The following is an 18049-nucleotide window of genomic DNA, read 5'->3' as shown; positions in this document are numbered from 1 at the left end:
GGCTGATAGGCTAGGCAGACGGTGCTTGGTTGGACACAGGTTCCGCCGGAAGGGAGAGCGAAACTATGCATGAGCACTTCGACAACAACGACCATCGTGGCAATGGCGAGCGGCGTGAGCGGCAGCTAGGTGGCCGGATGTACGAGCTGGAGTACCCGGCTCCGATCCAGTTCGATCGCCCCTCGATTGCCGACGAGCCCATGGGGTTGAGCGATGCTGAGGGTGCTGAGGGGGCTGAGGAGCTGCCAATGTTGGTGGCATTGCAAGGCTATGCGGATGCCGGACAAGCTGTCTCAAACGCCAGCTCTCATATCCTGGCTGCCTTGGAGCATAGCCCGGTTGCGTCGTTCAAGGTCGATGAGTTGATCGATTATCGTTCGCGACGCCCCGGTGTGACCATCGAGAACTCCAAGGTTGTGGATACGGATGATATTCGCCTGGATCTACACCTGGTAAAGGACACCCAGGGACGCCCCTTCCTGCTGCTCAGTGGCTTGGAGCCAGACCTTAAGTGGGGAGCCTTTAGCGACGCTGTGGTGGATCTCGCCCGGCGTGGTCAGGTCGGCATGGTCGCCTCTCTGTACTCGGCGCCGATGACGGTGCCGCACACTCGCCGTTTGGTGATTTCTGCGCATGCCTCGGAATCTTCGCTGATCAAGGACTACCACACGTGGGATTCGCGAATGATCGTTCCCGGCGCCGCGGCTTTGGAAACGGAAAAGAAGTTAAACCGCCACGGGTTCGAAACGGTTGGCTTTACCGCCCATGTGCCGCACTACATCGCGGCCTCCGACTACCCGGAGGCGACTTTGCGCCTATTGGAGGCATTCAGCGAAGTCGCAGACCGCGAGCTGCCCCTTAAAGCTCTGGAAAAGGAGTTGGAACGCGTACAGCGCCAGCTGCAAGACCAGGTTGAGGAGTCCCAGGAGATCGCTACCGTCGTCAGTGCATTGGAGCACCAGTACGATGCCGAGATGGAACGGATGCGTCGTAAGCGGGAGAACAACCTGCTGCAACCGGGACAGGACATCCCAACCGGCGAAGAGCTGGGCGCAGAGTTCGAGGCATTCTTGCAGAACATGTCAGATGGCTCCGATAATGCCGACGATCCAACCGATACCGAGCAAGAGGACAAATAAAACACAGTGGGTATTGCTGCCGAACTCGCGGAACTGTTGCCAGATCTGGACGAGGTACCGGAATCTCTGATTGATGACGCGATCCTAGAGTCTTTTCTCGGTTGGACGCGTGACCGCGGCATTACCCTCTACCCTGCCCAGGAAGAGGCAGCCACAGCCCTCGTGGCTGAAGACAACGTGATTCTTGCTACGCCCACGGGCTCCGGTAAGTCCATGGTGGCCATCGCTGCCCACTTCATTGCCATGGCTCGCAAGCAGCGCAGTTTCTACACCGCGCCCATCAAAGCTCTGGTCAGTGAGAAATTCTTCGATCTGTGCCAAACCTTCGGCCCGGAAAATGTGGGCATGATGACGGGTGACGCCACAGTGAATGGCGGCGCACCGATCATCTGCGCCACTGCTGAAATCGTTGCCAATATTGCCCTGCGCGACGGAGCGAACGCGAAAATTGATCAGGTAGTGATGGACGAGTTCCACTACTACTCTGAACCCGACCGTGGCTGGGCCTGGCAGGTTCCGCTCTTGGAACTCCCTAAGGCACAATTTCTTCTGATGAGCGCCACCCTGGGCAACACCAAGTGGTTGGAGGATGATCTAAGCGAACGCACTGGTCGCCAAACCACATTGGTGACGGGCAGCACACGGCCAGTGCCGCTCGACTTTCACTATGTCTACACTCCCGTCCACGAAACGGTGGAGGAGCTAATAAGCGACGGCAAATCGCCCATTTACATTGTTCACTTCACCCAGCGCGAAGCTATCGAGCGCGCCCAGGCTCTGACCAGCATGAAGCTAGTTAATGACGAAGCCAAGGCTGCTATCGCCGAGGAGATCGGTGATTTCCGCTTTACCTCTGCCTTCGGCAAAACTCTCTCCCGCCTGCTGCGCAAGGGAATCGGCGTGCACCATGCCGGCTTGCTGCCGAAGTACCGTCGCCTCGTCGAGCGATTGTCGCAGAAGGGGCTTCTAAAAATTATTTGTGGTACCGATACTCTCGGAGTAGGTATCAATGTGCCGATTCGTACCGTACTGATGACGGGACTGACCAAGTACGACGGTGTGAAGCACCGCGTGCTGAAATCCCGCGAGTTCCATCAAATCGCGGGTCGTGCGGGTCGCGCAGGGTATGACACGGAGGGGACTGTCGTGGTACAGGCTCCCGAGCATGAGATTGAAAACTTTCGCCTCCGCCAACGAGCCGGTAGTGATCCGAAGAAGATCAAGAAGCTACGCAAACGCTCTGCCCCCGAGGGGCAGGCAACGTGGAGTGAATCCACCTATGAGCGCCTCACCCATGCTGAGCCGGAGGAGCTTTCCAGCCAGTTCCGCATGAGCAACTCCATGCTGCTCAATGTCATCGCTCGTGACCAGTGGACCTTTGAAGCGCTACGGCATCTTTTGCGCACCAATCACGACACGCGCACTAAACAGAACAAGGCCATCTTGCGCACCATCGAGCTGTACCGGGGGCTTATCAACGCTGAAGTCGTTGAAGAATTCAAGGCACAAACTCCTAGTGGCAAGGATGCCCGCCTGACCGCCGACCTCAACCGCGATTTTGCCCTCAATCAGCCACTGTCTCCCTTCGCCCTGGCAGCTCTGGAACTACTGGATCCGGAGTCTGACACGTTCGCGCTTGACGTGATCTCTACTTTTGAGGCGGTTTTGGAAGACCCCCGACAGGTGCTTATCGCCCAGCAGAAGGCTGAACGGGGCGAGGAGATTGCGGCGCTGAAGGCTGAGGGCGTCGATTACACCGAGCGAATGGCCATCGTCGAAGACATCACCTGGCCTATGCCGCTGGCAGACGAGCTAGAGCAGGCCTATGACACGTTCTGTGAGGGCAACCCGTGGGCTCGCGATTTTCAGATTAGCCCGAAGTCCGTTGTGCGGGACATGGTGGAAAAGGCAATGACCTTCTCCGACTTCGTGGCCACGTATGGGCTGGGACGCTCCGAGGGTGTGGTGCTGCGCTATCTCACCGATGCATATCGGACGCTGGAGCACTCCGTGCCCGATTCCTACCGCTCGGAGGAGTTCGACGACATCCTCGTGTGGTTGGGCGAGTTGATTCGCCAAGTGGATTCCTCACTCATTGATGAGTGGGTACAGATGTCGGATCCGGATGCCCCGCTGACCGAGGATCAGGTAGCCGAGCATGCCTACGGCGTGGTAAACACAAACCTGCTCTCTGCCAACCCGCAGGCCCTGACCCGTATGGTGCGTAACTACTTCTACCGCCACGTGGAACTCTTCGCGTTCGAAAAAGAGCGCGAGCTCGCGGAAATGGACGAATACCTGGATTCGCCACCAGACTGGCCTGCCGCGATGGACGATTACTTTGAGGAATATGCCGATATAGGTGTTGACGCCGCCGCGCGTTCAAATAAATACATTCTCATCAAGCGCGGCACAGGCCCCGAGTCGGGTAGTTGGTTCGTGCGCCAGATCATCGACGATCCCGAAGGCGACCATGGTTGGGCGCTAGAGGGCGTGGTAGACCTTGCTGCAACGGATGGAGCCGGCGAGATCCGGCTCTCGGAGCTCACCGTCGTTCAGGGCTAGCTGGCAGGTTCTAGAAGTACGACTCCAGAACGCGACGGCTTTCCTGTGCCACATGATTGAAGGACTGTGCGACGATCTCCCCCAACGACGCATAGTCGTCGATCCGCGTGGAACTGGAGCGGTACGCCATGCCAATCGTGCGTCCCGCTCGCACGGCCCCTCCGGCAAACGTCGCCAGGGCGATGCCCGGCCGTTGACACTCGACTGATACTGCGGACAGCGGTACCAAGGTTGCGCCCAATCCCGCCGACACCAGCTGAATTACGGTGGAAAGGCTGGCCGCCCTGGTGACAGAATGGCGCGGATCATTGGCCATTTCCACCGTCCGGCACAGTTCCAGAATCTGGTCGCGCAGGCAGTGCCCATCGTCTAGCAGCAGGAGATCAACATCCTTGAGTTCGTCGACTGCCAAATCCTTGCGACCGGCCAATGGGTGCCCCTCAGGCACAACCAGCACGAACTCTTCGGTGTAGAGATCTACCGTGTTGAGCCCGCCGCCTTCGCCCGGCATACCAAGGACGGCGACGTCGATCTTGCCCTGTCGCAACGCATCAATAAGAAGTGGCGACTTCTCTTCGACAATGCGCGGTTCGAGCTCCGGGGCTACGTCGTGTACAGAGTGTAAAACCTCCGGCAGGATATACGGGGCGACGGTCGGGATCATTCCTATTGCCATCGAACCCACGAGGCCGCCGTGAGCACCCCGTGCGTGAGAGACGAAAGTTTCGAGGCTTTCCAGGGTGGCTTGTGCAAATGGCAGCAGTCCTCGCCCCACTGGGGTGACAATAACCTTGCGAGTGGATCGTTCGATAAGCTGCACTCCCAAACCTGCCTCGAGCGCAGCGAGCGCTTGGGAAAGGGAAGGTTGGGAGATACCTAAATGGGAGGCTGCGGTACCAAAATGACCATGTTCGGCAATGGTCACAAAGGTGCGCAATTGGGCAACGGTCGGGCGATACTCTCTTTGAACCACATCTGCGATTCTACAGACATTCTTAGAAAAGCATAATTACACCTGGAAAAATAAATATAGGCGACTATAAATCAGCTTACGCGCAGTTCAGCGGTACCTTCGAAGGGCGATAGGTTCCCCAAGAACGCCTTGGAATCTCCCCGTAGGCGGACGGTGTAAGTCCCCGGCGGAACGTCCTGTGTACCCCACTCGATCGTTGTGCGGGTCTGCCCAAAGTTGTTCTCGAAAGTGATGAGCGTGTTTTCGCTGGAATCGTCTGCCACTACCTTGCCACTTCCATCCTCGATCGTGACATAGCCCTCTCCATGACGCATGTTGTTATTGGGATTGGCGCCGACGAAGATAACCCGCGCATTCGTACCACTCTTTACCTCTGCGGGAGCCTCCAGCACATCACCGAATTTCTTCCCCATAGGTGGGGTATCCATCCACCCATCACTTCCGGGCACATTCGGGATCAAGCCTGTGAGATCTCCCGCAGGCTCTCCTACCTCAACTTCCTTCCCCTCCTTCAAGGCTCGCGCCATTTCATCAAAGACATCCTGGAAAGCTGAGAGTTGATAGTGCCCAAAGATCGTCGCCCCACCCTCGTAGTTCTGGGCCTCGTACTCCTCCGGAGTGGTGATGTAGTGGCCATAAGCGTTGGTGTAGCCCTGCACGACAATTGTGTTCTCAGGCACGCCTAGTGCCGCGGCCACCGTCCGCTTGATTCGCAGGCCGCTAGTCACTGTCGGCTCAAATCCCAGCGAAACTAGAACGAACCCACCGAGACGGTGAATCGCAAATGGATGCACCTGCTGAATCATCCCGTCGATGTATCCCATCGGCAATAGGCACTCTTTAGCACCGTGGATGTCCTTAACTTCCTGTGTCGCCAACACTTTATTGAGGTCTCGCACCCACGGGTTACCGCCCCGTTCTCCCTCGTTGAACCCCAACAGCGGCACTCCACCTCCATCTTCTTGAGAAGACGCCGCGAAGGCGGCACCCAAGATTGCCGGACCGAGCTTGTGTTCCTTGCCATCCGGGGTGAAGCGTGAGCTTGCGACCAGTTTGGGACAGTCCACCCACCTCATCCGTCCATCGATGCCACCAGCCGACCAATCCTTGCCATCAGTCTTCGTGGCCTCCATCATCCGCTCACCCAGGATCTGCGCGGATTCACGCTCACTTGCGCCCGGCCCAGAGTTAGGCGTCAGACCCATATTCGGGGTGATATCTCCCGGAGTCATGTTTGCAAACGCCGCGACAAACGGGGCTTCTTCTGGGTGACGGTGCACCACGCCGTGAGCCTCCTCTGTGGCCCATGCGGCGTATCCCTTGTTATCGCCAGCGATGTGCTTGTACTTATGCCCAAAGCTCGTCGGGTGCAGCGAATACCAGTTGATCAACCCCACCTGCTGTCCACCGCGCGAGACGTGCAAGGTGACGCTGCGGGTATCCACGCCATTCGGGAGTTCATTCTTATCTTCTTCGGGGTTGCGGTCCCACGAGGTTTTGGATCTATTGACGCCCGCATCAGTGACCGTGGATTCCGCCACCGTCACTTCTGATGGCTGGATGTCATCATGCGCTCGGATGATGGCAGTCACGATGCCCTCGACCGTTGCCTCGAAAGTCTTCGGACGGAATCCACCGTGCGTGATATCAACCATGAGGTGCTGCGATGTACCACCCGGCGCCACGTGTGTGTGAGTGGCAGCGAGTAGCACATTGGATTGGTTGTAGAGATCGCCGTATTTTTCCTTCAGACGGCGCAGCACTTCCAAGTGGATCGACTGGAACATCAGCCCAACATCGCAGGTGACGTGCACGAGTCGGGAATTCTCGCGGGCGGCGTCGACAAAAATAAACGCCCGGGCGTATTGGCGGCGTTGAATGCCTACGGTTTTTTGCTCATCGACGGCATATCCAAACATGCCCGCTCCCCAGGGCTCGCCGGTCATGTCCGCCAAGCCTCGGCCTACATGGAAGCCCCCTCCGCTAGAGGTTGTTCCCTCTTGGGCACCTGCGCCCGACGTGGCGGCAGACGCCCACACGACGGTGCCGGTGACCGCTGCCATGCCGCGGAAAAAGCTGCGACGACTCAGTTGGGATTGCAAAGGGTTCAGCGAGTTATCAGTGATGCTGTGATGGGCGTGTTCGCACATAGGTATCTCGTTTCTGAAAACTACGTATGTTCATAAATGGTTTTGACGAACGAAACTTTAGACTCGCCCCGTGGAAAAATGTGATGGTTTTCATACTTTAAGCAAACATTTACCTCAATCTAAGTTCTTTTGGGGGTGCAAGCGCCCCAAAAGATCGAGTTCTTCCCCTACCCCACTCGCTGCTAAAATCAACCTTTTCGAGCCATATAAACATGGGCATTCCAGGTTTCTCCGGCAAGCAAGACGGGTGATTTTTAACAATGACGGACGCGAAAGGGCCGACTTCCTCATCTCATAAGGGGCGCCCCCGTCGACGTCCACGCAAGCGACGTCCGAAGTTTGTCCGCACGATCCCGCCGATCACCTACCCCGACCTTCCTGTCTCGGAACGCCGCGCGGACATCATAAAGGCCATTGAGGAAAACCAGGTGGTCATCATCGCCGGTGAAACCGGTTCGGGTAAGACCACGCAGATTCCGAAGATGTGTCTAGAGATCGGCCGCGGCCGCACCAAGGTCATCGGCCACACCCAGCCGCGTCGCATTGCGGCTCGTAGCGTAGCCGAACGCATCGCCGAGGAACTCGACCAGACAATCGGCGAGGATTCTTCCCTGGTCGGTTACAAAATCCGCTTCGACGACACAATTTCCAAGCACACCGCGGTCAAACTCATGACAGACGGCGTGTTGCTCAACGAGATCCAGCGCGACCGGCTACTCCGCGAATACGACACAATCATCGTGGACGAGGCACACGAGCGCAGCCTCAATATCGACTTCCTTCTCGGCTACCTCAAGCAGCTTCTGCCGAAGCGACCGGATCTAAAGGTGATCATCACCTCGGCCACGATCGACCCGGAAAGCTTCGCCAAGCACTTTGCTGACGCCGACGGCTCCCCCGCGCCCATCATCGAAGTCTCTGGCCGCACCTACCCCGTAGAGATTCGCTATCGTCCTCTGATCACCGAGCGCGAAAACCCGAAGACAGGCGAAATCACGGAAGTCGAGACCGACCCCTTGGACGGAATCGTGGCGGCGTGCAAGGAGCTAATGCGCGCCGGCGACGGCGACATTCTTTGCTTCTTCTCCGGCGAGCGCGAAATTCGCGATGCTGCTGAAGCCTTAGAAGGTGAATTCGCCGGAACCTCAGGGGCACGGAAGGTGGATGTGCTTCCGTTGTTCGGCCGTTTGTCGAATGCAGAACAGCACCGAGTCTTCCGTACCGGCCCGCGCCGCCGCATCGTCCTGGCGACCAATATCGCGGAAACCTCCCTGACTGTGCCGGGTATTCATTACGTGGTGGACACCGGTTTTGCACGTATCTCCCGCTACTCCCACCGCACAAAAGTACAGCGCTTGCCGGTGGAGCCCATCAGCCAGGCCAGCGCCAAGCAACGCTCGGGTCGCTCGGGTCGAATTGCCGACGGCATCGCGATTCGTTTGTACTCCGAGGAGGATTTCGAGGCTCGTCCGGCGTTCACGGATCCGGAAATCCTGCGCACTCACCTTTCCAGCGTCATCCTGTCGATGGCCGCCCTTGGGTTGGGTGATATTCAACGCTTCCCATTCCTTCAAGCACCCGATAATAAGTCGATCCGGGACGGTGTTGCACTACTCCAGGAACTTGGAGCGTTGGCGTCAACAAAGGAAGCAACGCTAACAAACATCGGCCGGGACATGGCGCGTATCCCCACCGATCCGCGACTAGCCCGCATGCTGGTGGCTGGGCATGCGCAGAACATCATTGAGACGATCGCGGTCATTATCTCCGCACTATCGATTCAGGATGTGCGCGAAAGACCTTTGGAAAAGCAGCAACAGGCCGACGAAATGCACGCGCGTTTCAAGGCGAACTCCGACTTTATTAGCCTGTTGAAGCTGTGGAATTATCTGCAAGAACAACGTCAGGATCTCTCGGCCAATAAGTTTAGAAAGCTGTGCCAGCGCGAGTTCATTCACTATGTTCGCGTGCGCGAATGGATGGATCTGGTGCGCCAAATGCTCTCCGTCGTGCAAGATCTCGGCTGGAAGATTCCGAATATTCGCCATGTGCGCGAGCTCGTCTTTGAGCCGGAAGCCATCGACGAGGATCTGGTTCACCAGGCAGTTCTTACCGGCCTGATCACCCACGTGGGAATGCGGGAGGGAAATTCCAAACAGTTCACCGGCACTCGCGGCTCACATTTCGTCGTGCACCCCTCCTCGCATGTGTCAAAGAAGCCCCCACAGTGGCTTATGGCCGCGGAGCTGGTGGAAACGTCGCAGGTCTTTGCCCGCACAGTCGGGCCGATTGACCCCAGCTGGATCGAATCAATTGCTCCACACATGGTGAAGTACAACTACTCCGAGCCGGTGTGGTCGTCCTCGCGGGGTGCGGCGATGGTGCATGAAAAGGTTCTGCTTTTGGGCCTACCCATTGTCGCGGACAGGATGGTTAATGCCTCCAAGGTGGACCGGCCTTTGGCCCGCGAGCTTTTTATCCGCCATGCCCTCGTGGAGGGAGATTGGAAGACTCGCCACCACTTCTTCTCCCACAACCAAAATCTGCTGGCCGAAGCTACTGATCTGGAGGATAAGGCTCGTCGTCGCGATATCGTTGTCGACGATCAAACTCTTTTTGATTTTTATGACGCCCGCTTGCCCGAGAAGATCGTCTCCTCTCGACATTTCGATTCTTGGTGGAAGAAAACTCGCCACAAGGATCCACACCAGTTGGACTTCACCCTTGAGGCGCTAATCGACTCGCAAGAGGCTGCCAAGGCCGCCGACGAGTTCCCTGATGCGTGGCGCCAGGGCAGCTTGGAGTTCGAGCTATCCTATGTGTTCTTGCCGGGAGACCCCGACGATGGAATAACCATGCGCGTACCCCTGCCGCTGCTGGCGAATGTCTCCGAACCCGAAACACGCTGGCTGGTCGCCGGTATGCGTGAGGAACTCGCGGTCGCACTGATCCGCTCCTTGCCGAAGCCACTGCGCACCAGCGTCGTGCCAGCCAGCAATTTTGCTGCCGCTGCCCTTAAGAAGATGGTTCCCTTCGACGGCGAGTTTGGTTTTGCACTTGCAGAGGCTTTACGCGAATTAGGAGGCCGGGGCATCACGGCTCAGGACTTCGATTGGAACCGAGTCCCGGAGCACTTGCGTATGCAATTTGCCGCCATTGACCGGCGGGGAAAGGTGATCGAGAAGTCTCGTGACCTGCAATATCTCCAGAACAAACTTTCTGGCCAGGTCACTTCTGCGATTGCTCAGGCGGCAGCTCGGACGAAGCCTGCAGCTCCCAGCGATGCTGCACAGCATTCACCTCAACGACAAAAGAAGCGTGGCGGCACGTCGAGCGGTGTGCTGGCTACCGCCGAGGCATGGACAGTGGACGGCATCGGGGTGCTTCCCGAGACAGTGGAAACGGTGGTCGACGGGCAAACTCTGCACACCTATCCCGCTATCGTCGCTTCACACAGTGGCGTGACATTGAAAGCCTTCCCCACCAAGCAGGCTGCGGATGGGCAGCAGTTTACGACCGTGCTGAACATGATGGTCAACGCTTGTTCGGTGTCCCCAAAGCAAATGATTAAGGGCTTGCCGCTACGTCAACGCGTGGCTATGGAGCAGATCGACGGGGGCGTCGATGGGCTAGTCAGCGATGTGGTGGCTCTGGCCTGCCGAGACATGCTTATGAAGCTGGGGCCTGTGGTGCGCGACCCAGAAAAGTGCGAAGAGGTGGTGGGTGTAGCTCGCTCTCAAGGGCCCGGGCGCGTGCGACAATACGTGGTAGCCCTAGCACCCGCTGTGCTGGCCGTTGCGGACATGTCAGCGGAATTGAAGGGTTGGTCGGGAGATGCCATCGAAGATATGCGTAAGCAACTCGATTTCTTCCTGGGCAAGCATGCCATCGCCCGCAATGGCATTGAGCACATGCGCCATGTTCCGCGCTATGTGGAGGCCATGCGCGCTCGATTGGAAATGATGAAGACGGATCCAGACAAGGAAGAGGATCTGGACGAAGAGGTTCAAGAGGCTTTTGATCTCTTGGAAAAGACGAAGAAGCGGCTCCCAACGGCGAGGGCTGCCTCCCCACAGATCAAGGAGGTGCGCTGGATGATCGAGGAGTTTCGAGTTAGCCTCTTTGCGCAGAACCTAGGCACAGCGCATTCGGTATCCCTGCAGCGTATCCGTAAGAAATTGGAGAAGATCCGTTAGCTGTCGTTGCCTTCAGACTCTTCAGGATGCTGGGCTAGAGACTGGCGGTGGGCACGCAGCGATTCGATTTCCTGCTCGAAGTCTTCGGCACAATTAAAAGACTTATACACGGAGGCGAAACGGAGATAAGCCACTTCGTCCAAGGTTCGGAGTGGATCCAAGATCGCCAGGCCGATCTGGTTTGCGGGTACTTGGGAACCATGAGTCACTCGGACGGCTTGTTCCACTTCGTGCGCCAAACGCTTTAATGCGTCGTCGGAGACGTCGCGCCCCTGACATGCCCGACGCACGCCCTTGATAACTTTTTCTCTACTGAATTCCTCGGTCACTCCATTGCGCTTCACTACCAACAGAACAGACCTTTCAATAGTGGTGAAGCGGGTCTGGCATTGACTGCATTCGCGACGACGTCGGATAGAAACACCCATCTCAATGGATCGCGAATCAACAACGCGGGATGAATCTGAGCTACAGGAGGGGCACAACACCCTTCTCAGCTTAGTCGCCCCTCCCCCGACGCAGAAGCTGAACTATGGGATGAGAAGAGGCGCAAACCCAAGCAGCGTGGACATCACTCCAAGGGAGACCGCGGTTCCACCAGGCGAGTGAATGATTCGCTCCGTTCGTGCGCGAACTCTATCTACCCATCCCATTTGATTGTCGAACAGGCATTCGTTTGCGCCGGAGATGCGATCCATCTTGCGGCGCGGAATCGAACGCGCAACAGGTGCAGAAGAATACCTAAAGGTGTTCGAATTACCCCTAGAATCCAGTACTTCCCAATTAGGCTTAAGAACTTGAGGCCTACGCAGTGGCGCAACCCGATCATCAGGAAGCACACGGACATGCGATGCAGACTGGACAGTAGTTGCGGGACGGATGATCGAGGTGGTCATGTGGCTACTCCTTTACAATGCGACGTAAGGCTAATCAGCAAAGCCTCTTAGCGCCTACGTCTTATTCCCTTGGCTGTTGCCCTAGTGAACCATTCACGCCCGACAGGGAACTTCAAAAATTCTGGTTTCTAGATCATCTGTTCGAATCTCGAACACAGCACAGAATTTAGCACGCATGTTCGAACATGTCTAGACAAATCTAAACTTTTTCGAACACATATACTAGAAATGCGTTCTATTTCGGGTAGTGTGGATGCAGATCGCGAAATACCGATAAAGAGACCCCGCCGGAATGAGGTATAACCGTGTCCACCGACCAACCCACCGAAAGCCCTTCCCCTCGCCCTAAGCTTGGGCGTCCTCCGAAGTCCGAGGCTGACAAGCGTGCGGAGAAGCAAGCTCAGAAGGACGGTAAGAAGCCAGCCCTAAGCACTCGCCAGCGCCGCATTCTCGAAGTCATTCGCGATTCGACGGTCATCCGCGGTTACCCGCCAAGTATTCGCGAAATTGCCGATGCTGTAGGACTGCACTCGACGTCATCGGTTTCTTATCATCTCACCCAGCTGGAGAAGCGCGGACATCTACGCCGCGATGGCAAGCGACCTCGCGCGGTTGATGTGCGCTCCTTCGACGGCGTGCAACTCCCGGCCCAGACTAAACCCACGCCGCAAGCAGCTACTCCGCCCCCGACTTCCGACGAGGGAGAGCTCATGCCAGAGGCCACCTACGTCCCGGTTGTGGGGCAGATCGCCGCTGGCGCCCCGATCCTTGCAGAGCAAAATGTTGAGGCTCACTTCCCACTACCACAGGAGTTGGTAGGTAGCGGAGAGCTCTTCTTGTTGCAGGTCGTGGGCGAGTCTATGCATGATGCCGGCATCTTCAACGGAGACTGGGTCGTGGTTCGCTCCCAGGCCGTCGCCGAGTTCGGCGATTTTGTCGCCGCCATGATCGACGGTGAGGCCACCGTAAAGGAGTTCCAAAAGGATGCCGACGGACTGTGGCTTATCCCCCACAACCCCCTGTTCGAACCTATCCCTGCCGAGGAAGCAACCATCCTAGGTAAGGTCGCAGCGGTTCTGCGCAAGATTTAGCTCCCCCCTATTGGTTCTGACGCCGCCGTCTCCGACCCGCTTGGCACTAAAGTAGCGCCTATGGAATCAGCAGAACGGCGCCGTCAAATAGCCTCCCTCACCGCCATTCACGGCAGGGTTACTGTGAATGAACTGGCGGAGAAGTTCGGCGTCACCGCGGAAACAATTCGCCGCGACCTCGCGATTCTCTCTGACGGCGGTGAGCTCTTCCGCATCCACGGCGGAGCGGTTCCGGCGCAGAATTTCCGTACAGACTTCACCACTCTTGCCACACGTTCAAAGGCATCTCTCGGAGCCAAGCGGTCAATCGCCCAAGCTGCAGTAAAGCTCCTTCCGGAAACAGGCAGCACCATCTTCATCGATGCAGGTACCACCACGGGCGTCTTTGCCGAGGCCATCGCCGAAGCCAATGCCACAAACGATCCCAAGCTGATGGCACCGAAGCTCAATATCGTCACGAACTCTTTCTTTATTGCCACCACATTGGCGGAATCCCCCCGTTGCGATGTCCAACTAATCGGTGGGCACGTCCGCGCCCTGTCTCAGGCCGTCGTTGGCGACCTTGCCACCCGCGCCCTCGGCGTCCTCCATGCCGATGTTGCATTCATTGGAACCAATGCCCTTACTATCGATCATGGGCTATCCACTCCCGATGCCCAAGAAGGAGCAATCAAGCGCTCTATGGTGGCAAACTCCGACCGCGTAGTCGCTCTGTGCGATTCCACGAAGTTTGGCCTGGACTATCTGGTGAGCTTCGCAACTATCCAGGACATCAGTGCCGTCGTGACCGACGAGGACGCTCCACAGCCCTACGTTTCCGAGCTGCGCAATCTCGGTATCGACGTCAGCTTTGGCAGCTAGTCTGCGGCTCTGAACTCCTGCAACTCCCCTGCCACTACATTCGGCAAACGAACCTCTAGTTTCGTTCCCTCTGCGTCATAGTCCTCTGCAATTACCGTTCCCAGTTCGTGGACTTTGGCCACGATATCGCCGCGGTCAAAAGGCACGTGCAACGTGACATGGGAATCCAGGGAATTCAGGAACAACTCCAGCTGAGCCTCCAGCTCGGCAATCCCTTCACCTGTTTTCGCCGACACAAAGACGGCATCCGGCACTCGGTGACGTAGTTCGGCGAGCACCAGTGGGTCCGCGGTATCGATCTTGTTCACCACCAGAATTTCCGGTGGCGCCTCCTGTCCGGATTCCTCGACGATCCCGCCGATCACTGTGTTCACAGCCTTGATCTGCTCCAGTGGGAAAGGATCGGAACCATCCACAACGTGCAAAACCACGTCGGCTGCCAGAACCTCCTCCAAGGTCGAGCGGAAAGCTTCAACCAACTGCGTGGGGAGGTGACGCACGAATCCAACCGTGTCGCTAAAAACCACGGACCGACCATCAGCCAGGTTTGCCCGCCTGGTGGTCGGATCCAGGGTGGCAAATAGTGCGTCTTCTACCAGTACTCCCGCACCCGTCAATGCGTTGATGAGCGAAGACTTACCAGCATTGGTGTACCCGGCGATCGCGATCTGCGGAATCGCAGAAGCATCGCGTCGCTCGCGCTTTACCTCTCGAGAGGTTTTCATTGCAGCAATTTCTTTGCGCAGCTTCGCCATCTCGGAGCGCAGGCGGCGACGGTCGGCTTCGATCTTCGTCTCACCGGGACCGCGCAGACCTACACCGCCATTGGAGCCAGCGCGTCCACCGGCCTGGCGGGAAAGCGCACCGCCCCAACCACGAACGCGCGTAATGAGGTACTCCATTTGCGCAAGCGCTACCTGTGCCTTGCCCTCTTTGGACTTCGCGTGCTGGGCGAAGATATCGAGGATCAACATGGTGCGGTCAATAACCTTGACGTCGAGCGCCTTTTCCAGCGCGATCATTTGGCCGGGGCTCAACTCACCATCGCAGACGACGGTATCAGCGCCGGTCTCCAATACGACAGCCTTCAGTTCCTCGACCTTGCCGCGCCCGATATAGGTGCCAGAATCCGGCTTGTCGCGCCGCTGGTACAGCATCTCCGTCACCTCGGAGCCCGCTGTTTCTGCCAGTGCGCGCAACTCCTCCAGGTTCGCTTCCACCTGCGCAATCGTGCCAGAGGTCCACACGCCGACCAGCACGACTTTCTCCAGTCTGAGCTTTCGGTATTCAACGTCGTAGCCGTCCGATTGCTCATCGGTGTAGGTGCTTACGCCGCGGGAAAGCCGCCGCAGGCTAGAGCGTGCTTCGAGATCGAGCTCGCCGACTGTGGGGTCAGGTGTAGGGGCGAAGGAGTGTGTAGTGTGTTCGGTCTGTTCCGTCATTAAGGACTATTTTTACCTGTCAGGGGCACTAAATAGGAAATTTGGTGCAGCGGACTAGAGTGGTTTGCATGATTCCTGAACTTCGCAGCATTGGCATGGATTTCCCGAAGTGGCAAGAAGCGCTGGAGGCCGCCTACGGCTCCGGCAGCCTCGGTGTATCAGGCGAGGTTCGCGGCGGCCAGGTTCTGCAGTTCGATGACCCCTCAGGCGCCCGCATGGTCGTCCTGGCCGTCGAGCCCTTCGGCTCCTTCGCCAGCTACTCCGGCGGGCCTGCCACCACTGCTCACCTCTCGATGCTGAATGACATCATCGGAGTACTCGATGTGGTTGACGACAGTCCGATGTTGCAGATCGCTGGGCAGCAGGCACCCACAATCGCCTCCCTCACCGCCACCATCGCTCAAGGCCCTTTGCTTGTGGACGCCCCCACGTTGGAGTACCACCAGTTCCACATTGGGGCTTTGGGGAGCTCCGTGCACGTGTACGCGAATTCGACTGAGTTCGCCAAGGACGGAGGGCTGAAGGTTGGCGTGGTGGAATCAACCGGTCTGCAGGACATCAACTCCCCTGCCACCACCCCGCACGCCACGGCGGAGATCGCGGTGGAGGCTTCCGGCTGGTCTCAGAAAATCAACGCCCTGACAGGCCAGAAGTTCTGGACCGCGACGGTGGCCTCCCCCTTCGAGTTCACCGTCGTATTGCCCGCAGATGCCGTCGACGAGGCAACCACGCAGTCCGGCGCACCACTCATCGTGTCGGGTACCGTACAGTTCACCGCCAGCACGGTGGAGGCCGCCGGATGCGGCGGCGACTGCGGCTCCGGCAGCTGTGGCTGCGGCGGCCACTAGAAAGCCGTTAAAGCACAGTCGTTCCCCACGCCACGATCGCCGAGGGACCGCGGAGCACGGAGCCGCCCTCGGAGACCTCCACCTGCACGTCACCACCGGGAACATGCACGGTGACTGTACCTGTGGCCCGTTCGGCATCAGCAAGAGCAGCCACAGCAGCTGCCACAGTACCGGTTCCACACGAGCGAGTTTCCCCCACACCGCGCTCGTGAACGCGCATGTGCACCGCACCCGCATCGTCTAGAGGCGTAAGAACTTCCAGATTCACCCCCGCCGGGAAAAACTCAGGATCGAACTGCACCTGCTGGTCGATCGGCAGCTTCTGCAGCTCCAGCGCCGTGAGGTTGGGCACCACCGCGGCTAGGTGCGGGTTGCCCATATCCACGCTTAGCCCCGCGACCTTCATGTCGCCCACCTGTGCGGTAGAAACACCCAGCACTTCCGGGGCGCCCATGTCCACGCTCACGATCGCGTGTTCCTGGTTTTCTCCACTCAGCTCGTGCACCTTCACCAGCTTGCGGCCCGCCCGGGTGCCAATGCCGACCTGTTCGCCGACAGTAACTTTCCCCTGTCGGCACAGCACGTGCGCGAAAGCGCGCACGCCATTGCCGCACATCTCCGCCAGCGAGCCATCCGCGTTGCGGTAGTCCATGAACCACTCGTCGCCGTGCACGCCGTCGGGCAGGCGGTCCAGCACACCGGCACCTACCAGCGCCTCACCGGTGCCAATGCGGATCACGCCATCGCCGCCGATGCCGGTGCGGCGATCAGCCAAGTGTCGCACACGATCCTCGGTGAGGTTCACCTCGATTGCCTCATCCATCAGGACAACAAAGTCGTTCTCCGTACCGTGGGCCTTAATAAAGTCGATCATGCAGAACACTCCTACCTAGATGTCAACTCCCATTGCGTCCACTGCGGCGCGGACAGGATCGGGAGAGTCAGCGTCAATCCAAACAATGCGCTTGTCTCTGCGGAACCAAGAACGCTGCCGTCGAGCATAGCGCCGGGTGCCAGTAATGGTGCGCTCGACTGCCTCCTCGTACGTAAGTTCACCCGCGAAGTAATCCAATACCTGGGCATAGCCAATCGCCTGCCCGGCGGTGGACTCGCGGACCAGCCCCTCGCCGACCAGCGAGCGAACCTCTTCCACCAGCCCGTGGTCAAACATCTGGCGCACTCGCATTTCGATGCGGGGATTAAGCCATTCAGCGGGGGCATTCAACCCCAGCAGACGCATGTTCCACCGGGGCACCGAATTCTTCGGAGGCTGGGAAGCAGCAAAAGGTTTACCTGTGAGTTCGATGACCTCCAAGGCGCGGACTGTGCGTCGCGGATCGTTGTCTTCGATAACGCGGGCCGCCTCGGGATCTATCGTCGCGAGGTGTTGATGCATAGCGGCGACGCCACGTTCATCCAGCCGGCGCTGCCATTTTTCACGCACAGCCGGATCCGTCGGCGGGAAGTCCCACTCGTCCACGAGGGCCTGGACGTACATCATTGAACCACCGACGATGATGGGGGTTTTGCCCCGCGAAAAAATTTCTTCCACCGTCGCAATCGCCCCCATCCGGTACTCGGCTACACTCGCGGGCTTAGTGACCGGCCATATGTCCAGCTGATGGTGCGGAATACCCTGCCGCTGCTCTACCGGCACCTTTGCCGTGCCGATATCCATGCCCCGGTACAGCTGCATGGAGTCGATGTTCACTACCTCCCCGTCCAGCCGCTTGGCCAGTTCCAGAGAGATTGCCGTCTTACCGGACGCGGTAGGGCCAACGACGGCGACAGGGCGAATCTGAGCGGAAGAACTCATAGAAACATAGTGTAGCGGTGCAGCTGATGTAATAATTACTTCATTGCCTTGCATAAGGCGATTGGCATGTTT

General features: G+C 58.1%; 12 protein-coding genes. 6 read left to right on the top strand and 6 right to left on the bottom strand.

Annotated features, from left to right (window positions below):
- The first annotated feature begins 65 nt into the window (after nucleotides 1-65).
- Nucleotides 66-1139, top strand: coding sequence for a PAC2 family protein (locus tag AC05K6_RS01800; RefSeq protein ID WP_293790243.1), 1074 nt, complete (start codon nucleotides 66-68; stop codon nucleotides 1137-1139).
- A 6-nt stretch (nucleotides 1140-1145) separates the two neighbouring features.
- The gene (locus AC05K6_RS01795; protein ID WP_476727597.1) at nucleotides 1146-3704 is read left to right on the top strand and encodes a DEAD/DEAH box helicase; all 2559 of its coding nucleotides are present in this window, start codon (nucleotides 1146-1148) and stop codon (nucleotides 3702-3704) included.
- A gap of 10 nt (nucleotides 3705-3714) precedes the next feature.
- On the opposite strand, the gene AC05K6_RS01790 is transcribed toward AC05K6_RS01795, so the two are convergent.
- Nucleotides 3715-4677 carry a hydrogen peroxide-inducible genes activator gene (locus tag AC05K6_RS01790; protein WP_476727596.1) on the bottom strand — a complete coding sequence of 321 codons (963 nt, stop codon included), beginning with the start codon at nucleotides 4675-4677 and terminating at the stop codon, nucleotides 3715-3717.
- Between the two features lie 71 nt (nucleotides 4678-4748).
- Nucleotides 4749-6827: a neutral/alkaline non-lysosomal ceramidase N-terminal domain-containing protein gene (locus AC05K6_RS01785; RefSeq protein WP_476727595.1), complete on the bottom strand. Its 2079-nt coding sequence runs from the start codon at nucleotides 6825-6827 to the stop codon at nucleotides 4749-4751.
- 260 nt (nucleotides 6828-7087) lie between these two features.
- Here AC05K6_RS01785 and hrpA point away from each other — a divergent pair, with 260 nt between their 5' ends.
- Nucleotides 7088-11023 carry an ATP-dependent RNA helicase HrpA gene (gene hrpA / locus AC05K6_RS01780; protein ID WP_476727594.1) on the top strand — a complete coding sequence of 1312 codons (3936 nt, stop codon included), beginning with the start codon at nucleotides 7088-7090 and terminating at the stop codon, nucleotides 11021-11023.
- Here the strand turns inward: hrpA and nrdR are convergent.
- The gene (nrdR, locus tag AC05K6_RS01775; RefSeq protein WP_473963224.1) at nucleotides 11020-11511 is read right to left on the bottom strand and encodes a transcriptional regulator NrdR; all 492 of its coding nucleotides are present in this window, start codon (nucleotides 11509-11511) and stop codon (nucleotides 11020-11022) included. The two genes, hrpA and nrdR, sit on opposite strands and share 4 nt — an antisense overlap.
- Before the next feature lie 713 nt (nucleotides 11512-12224).
- On the opposite strand from nrdR, the gene lexA reads away from it, so the two are divergent.
- Both lexA and AC05K6_RS01765 read left to right on the top strand, forming a co-directional pair.
- A complete protein-coding gene (gene lexA / locus AC05K6_RS01770) occupies nucleotides 12225-13010 on the top strand; it encodes a transcriptional repressor LexA (RefSeq protein WP_293790225.1) in 786 nt (261 codons plus the stop codon).
- Nucleotides 13011-13070: 60 nt separating this feature from the next.
- Nucleotides 13071-13871 carry a DeoR/GlpR family DNA-binding transcription regulator gene (locus tag AC05K6_RS01765; RefSeq protein WP_293790222.1) on the top strand — a complete coding sequence of 267 codons (801 nt, stop codon included), beginning with the start codon at nucleotides 13071-13073 and terminating at the stop codon, nucleotides 13869-13871.
- Here AC05K6_RS01765 and hflX read toward each other — a convergent pair.
- The gene (gene hflX, locus AC05K6_RS01760) at nucleotides 13868-15313 is read right to left on the bottom strand and encodes a GTPase HflX (protein WP_473963221.1); all 1446 of its coding nucleotides are present in this window, start codon (nucleotides 15311-15313) and stop codon (nucleotides 13868-13870) included. The two genes, AC05K6_RS01765 and hflX, sit on opposite strands and share 4 nt — an antisense overlap.
- Before the next feature lie 68 nt (nucleotides 15314-15381).
- Here hflX and AC05K6_RS01755 point away from each other — a divergent pair, with 68 nt between their 5' ends.
- The gene (locus AC05K6_RS01755) at nucleotides 15382-16161 is read left to right on the top strand and encodes a hypothetical protein (RefSeq protein WP_476727593.1); all 780 of its coding nucleotides are present in this window, start codon (nucleotides 15382-15384) and stop codon (nucleotides 16159-16161) included.
- Between the two features lie 7 nt (nucleotides 16162-16168).
- Here the strand turns inward: AC05K6_RS01755 and dapF are convergent, their stop codons facing one another.
- Both dapF and miaA read right to left on the bottom strand, forming a co-directional pair.
- Nucleotides 16169-17035: a diaminopimelate epimerase gene (gene dapF / locus AC05K6_RS01750; RefSeq protein WP_476727592.1), complete on the bottom strand. Its 867-nt coding sequence runs from the start codon at nucleotides 17033-17035 to the stop codon at nucleotides 16169-16171.
- Nucleotides 17036-17050: 15 nt separating this feature from the next.
- Nucleotides 17051-17977 (bottom strand): tRNA (adenosine(37)-N6)-dimethylallyltransferase MiaA, encoded by a 927-nt coding sequence (miaA, locus tag AC05K6_RS01745; protein WP_476727591.1) that lies wholly within the window; start codon nucleotides 17975-17977, stop codon nucleotides 17051-17053.
- Between the last annotated feature and the right edge of the window lie 72 nt (nucleotides 17978-18049).

The organism is Corynebacterium sp. TUM25020 (assembly GCF_056388495.1).
Note: the sequence above shows the minus strand (reverse complement) of the source record. Positions and strands in the feature narration are given on the sequence as shown.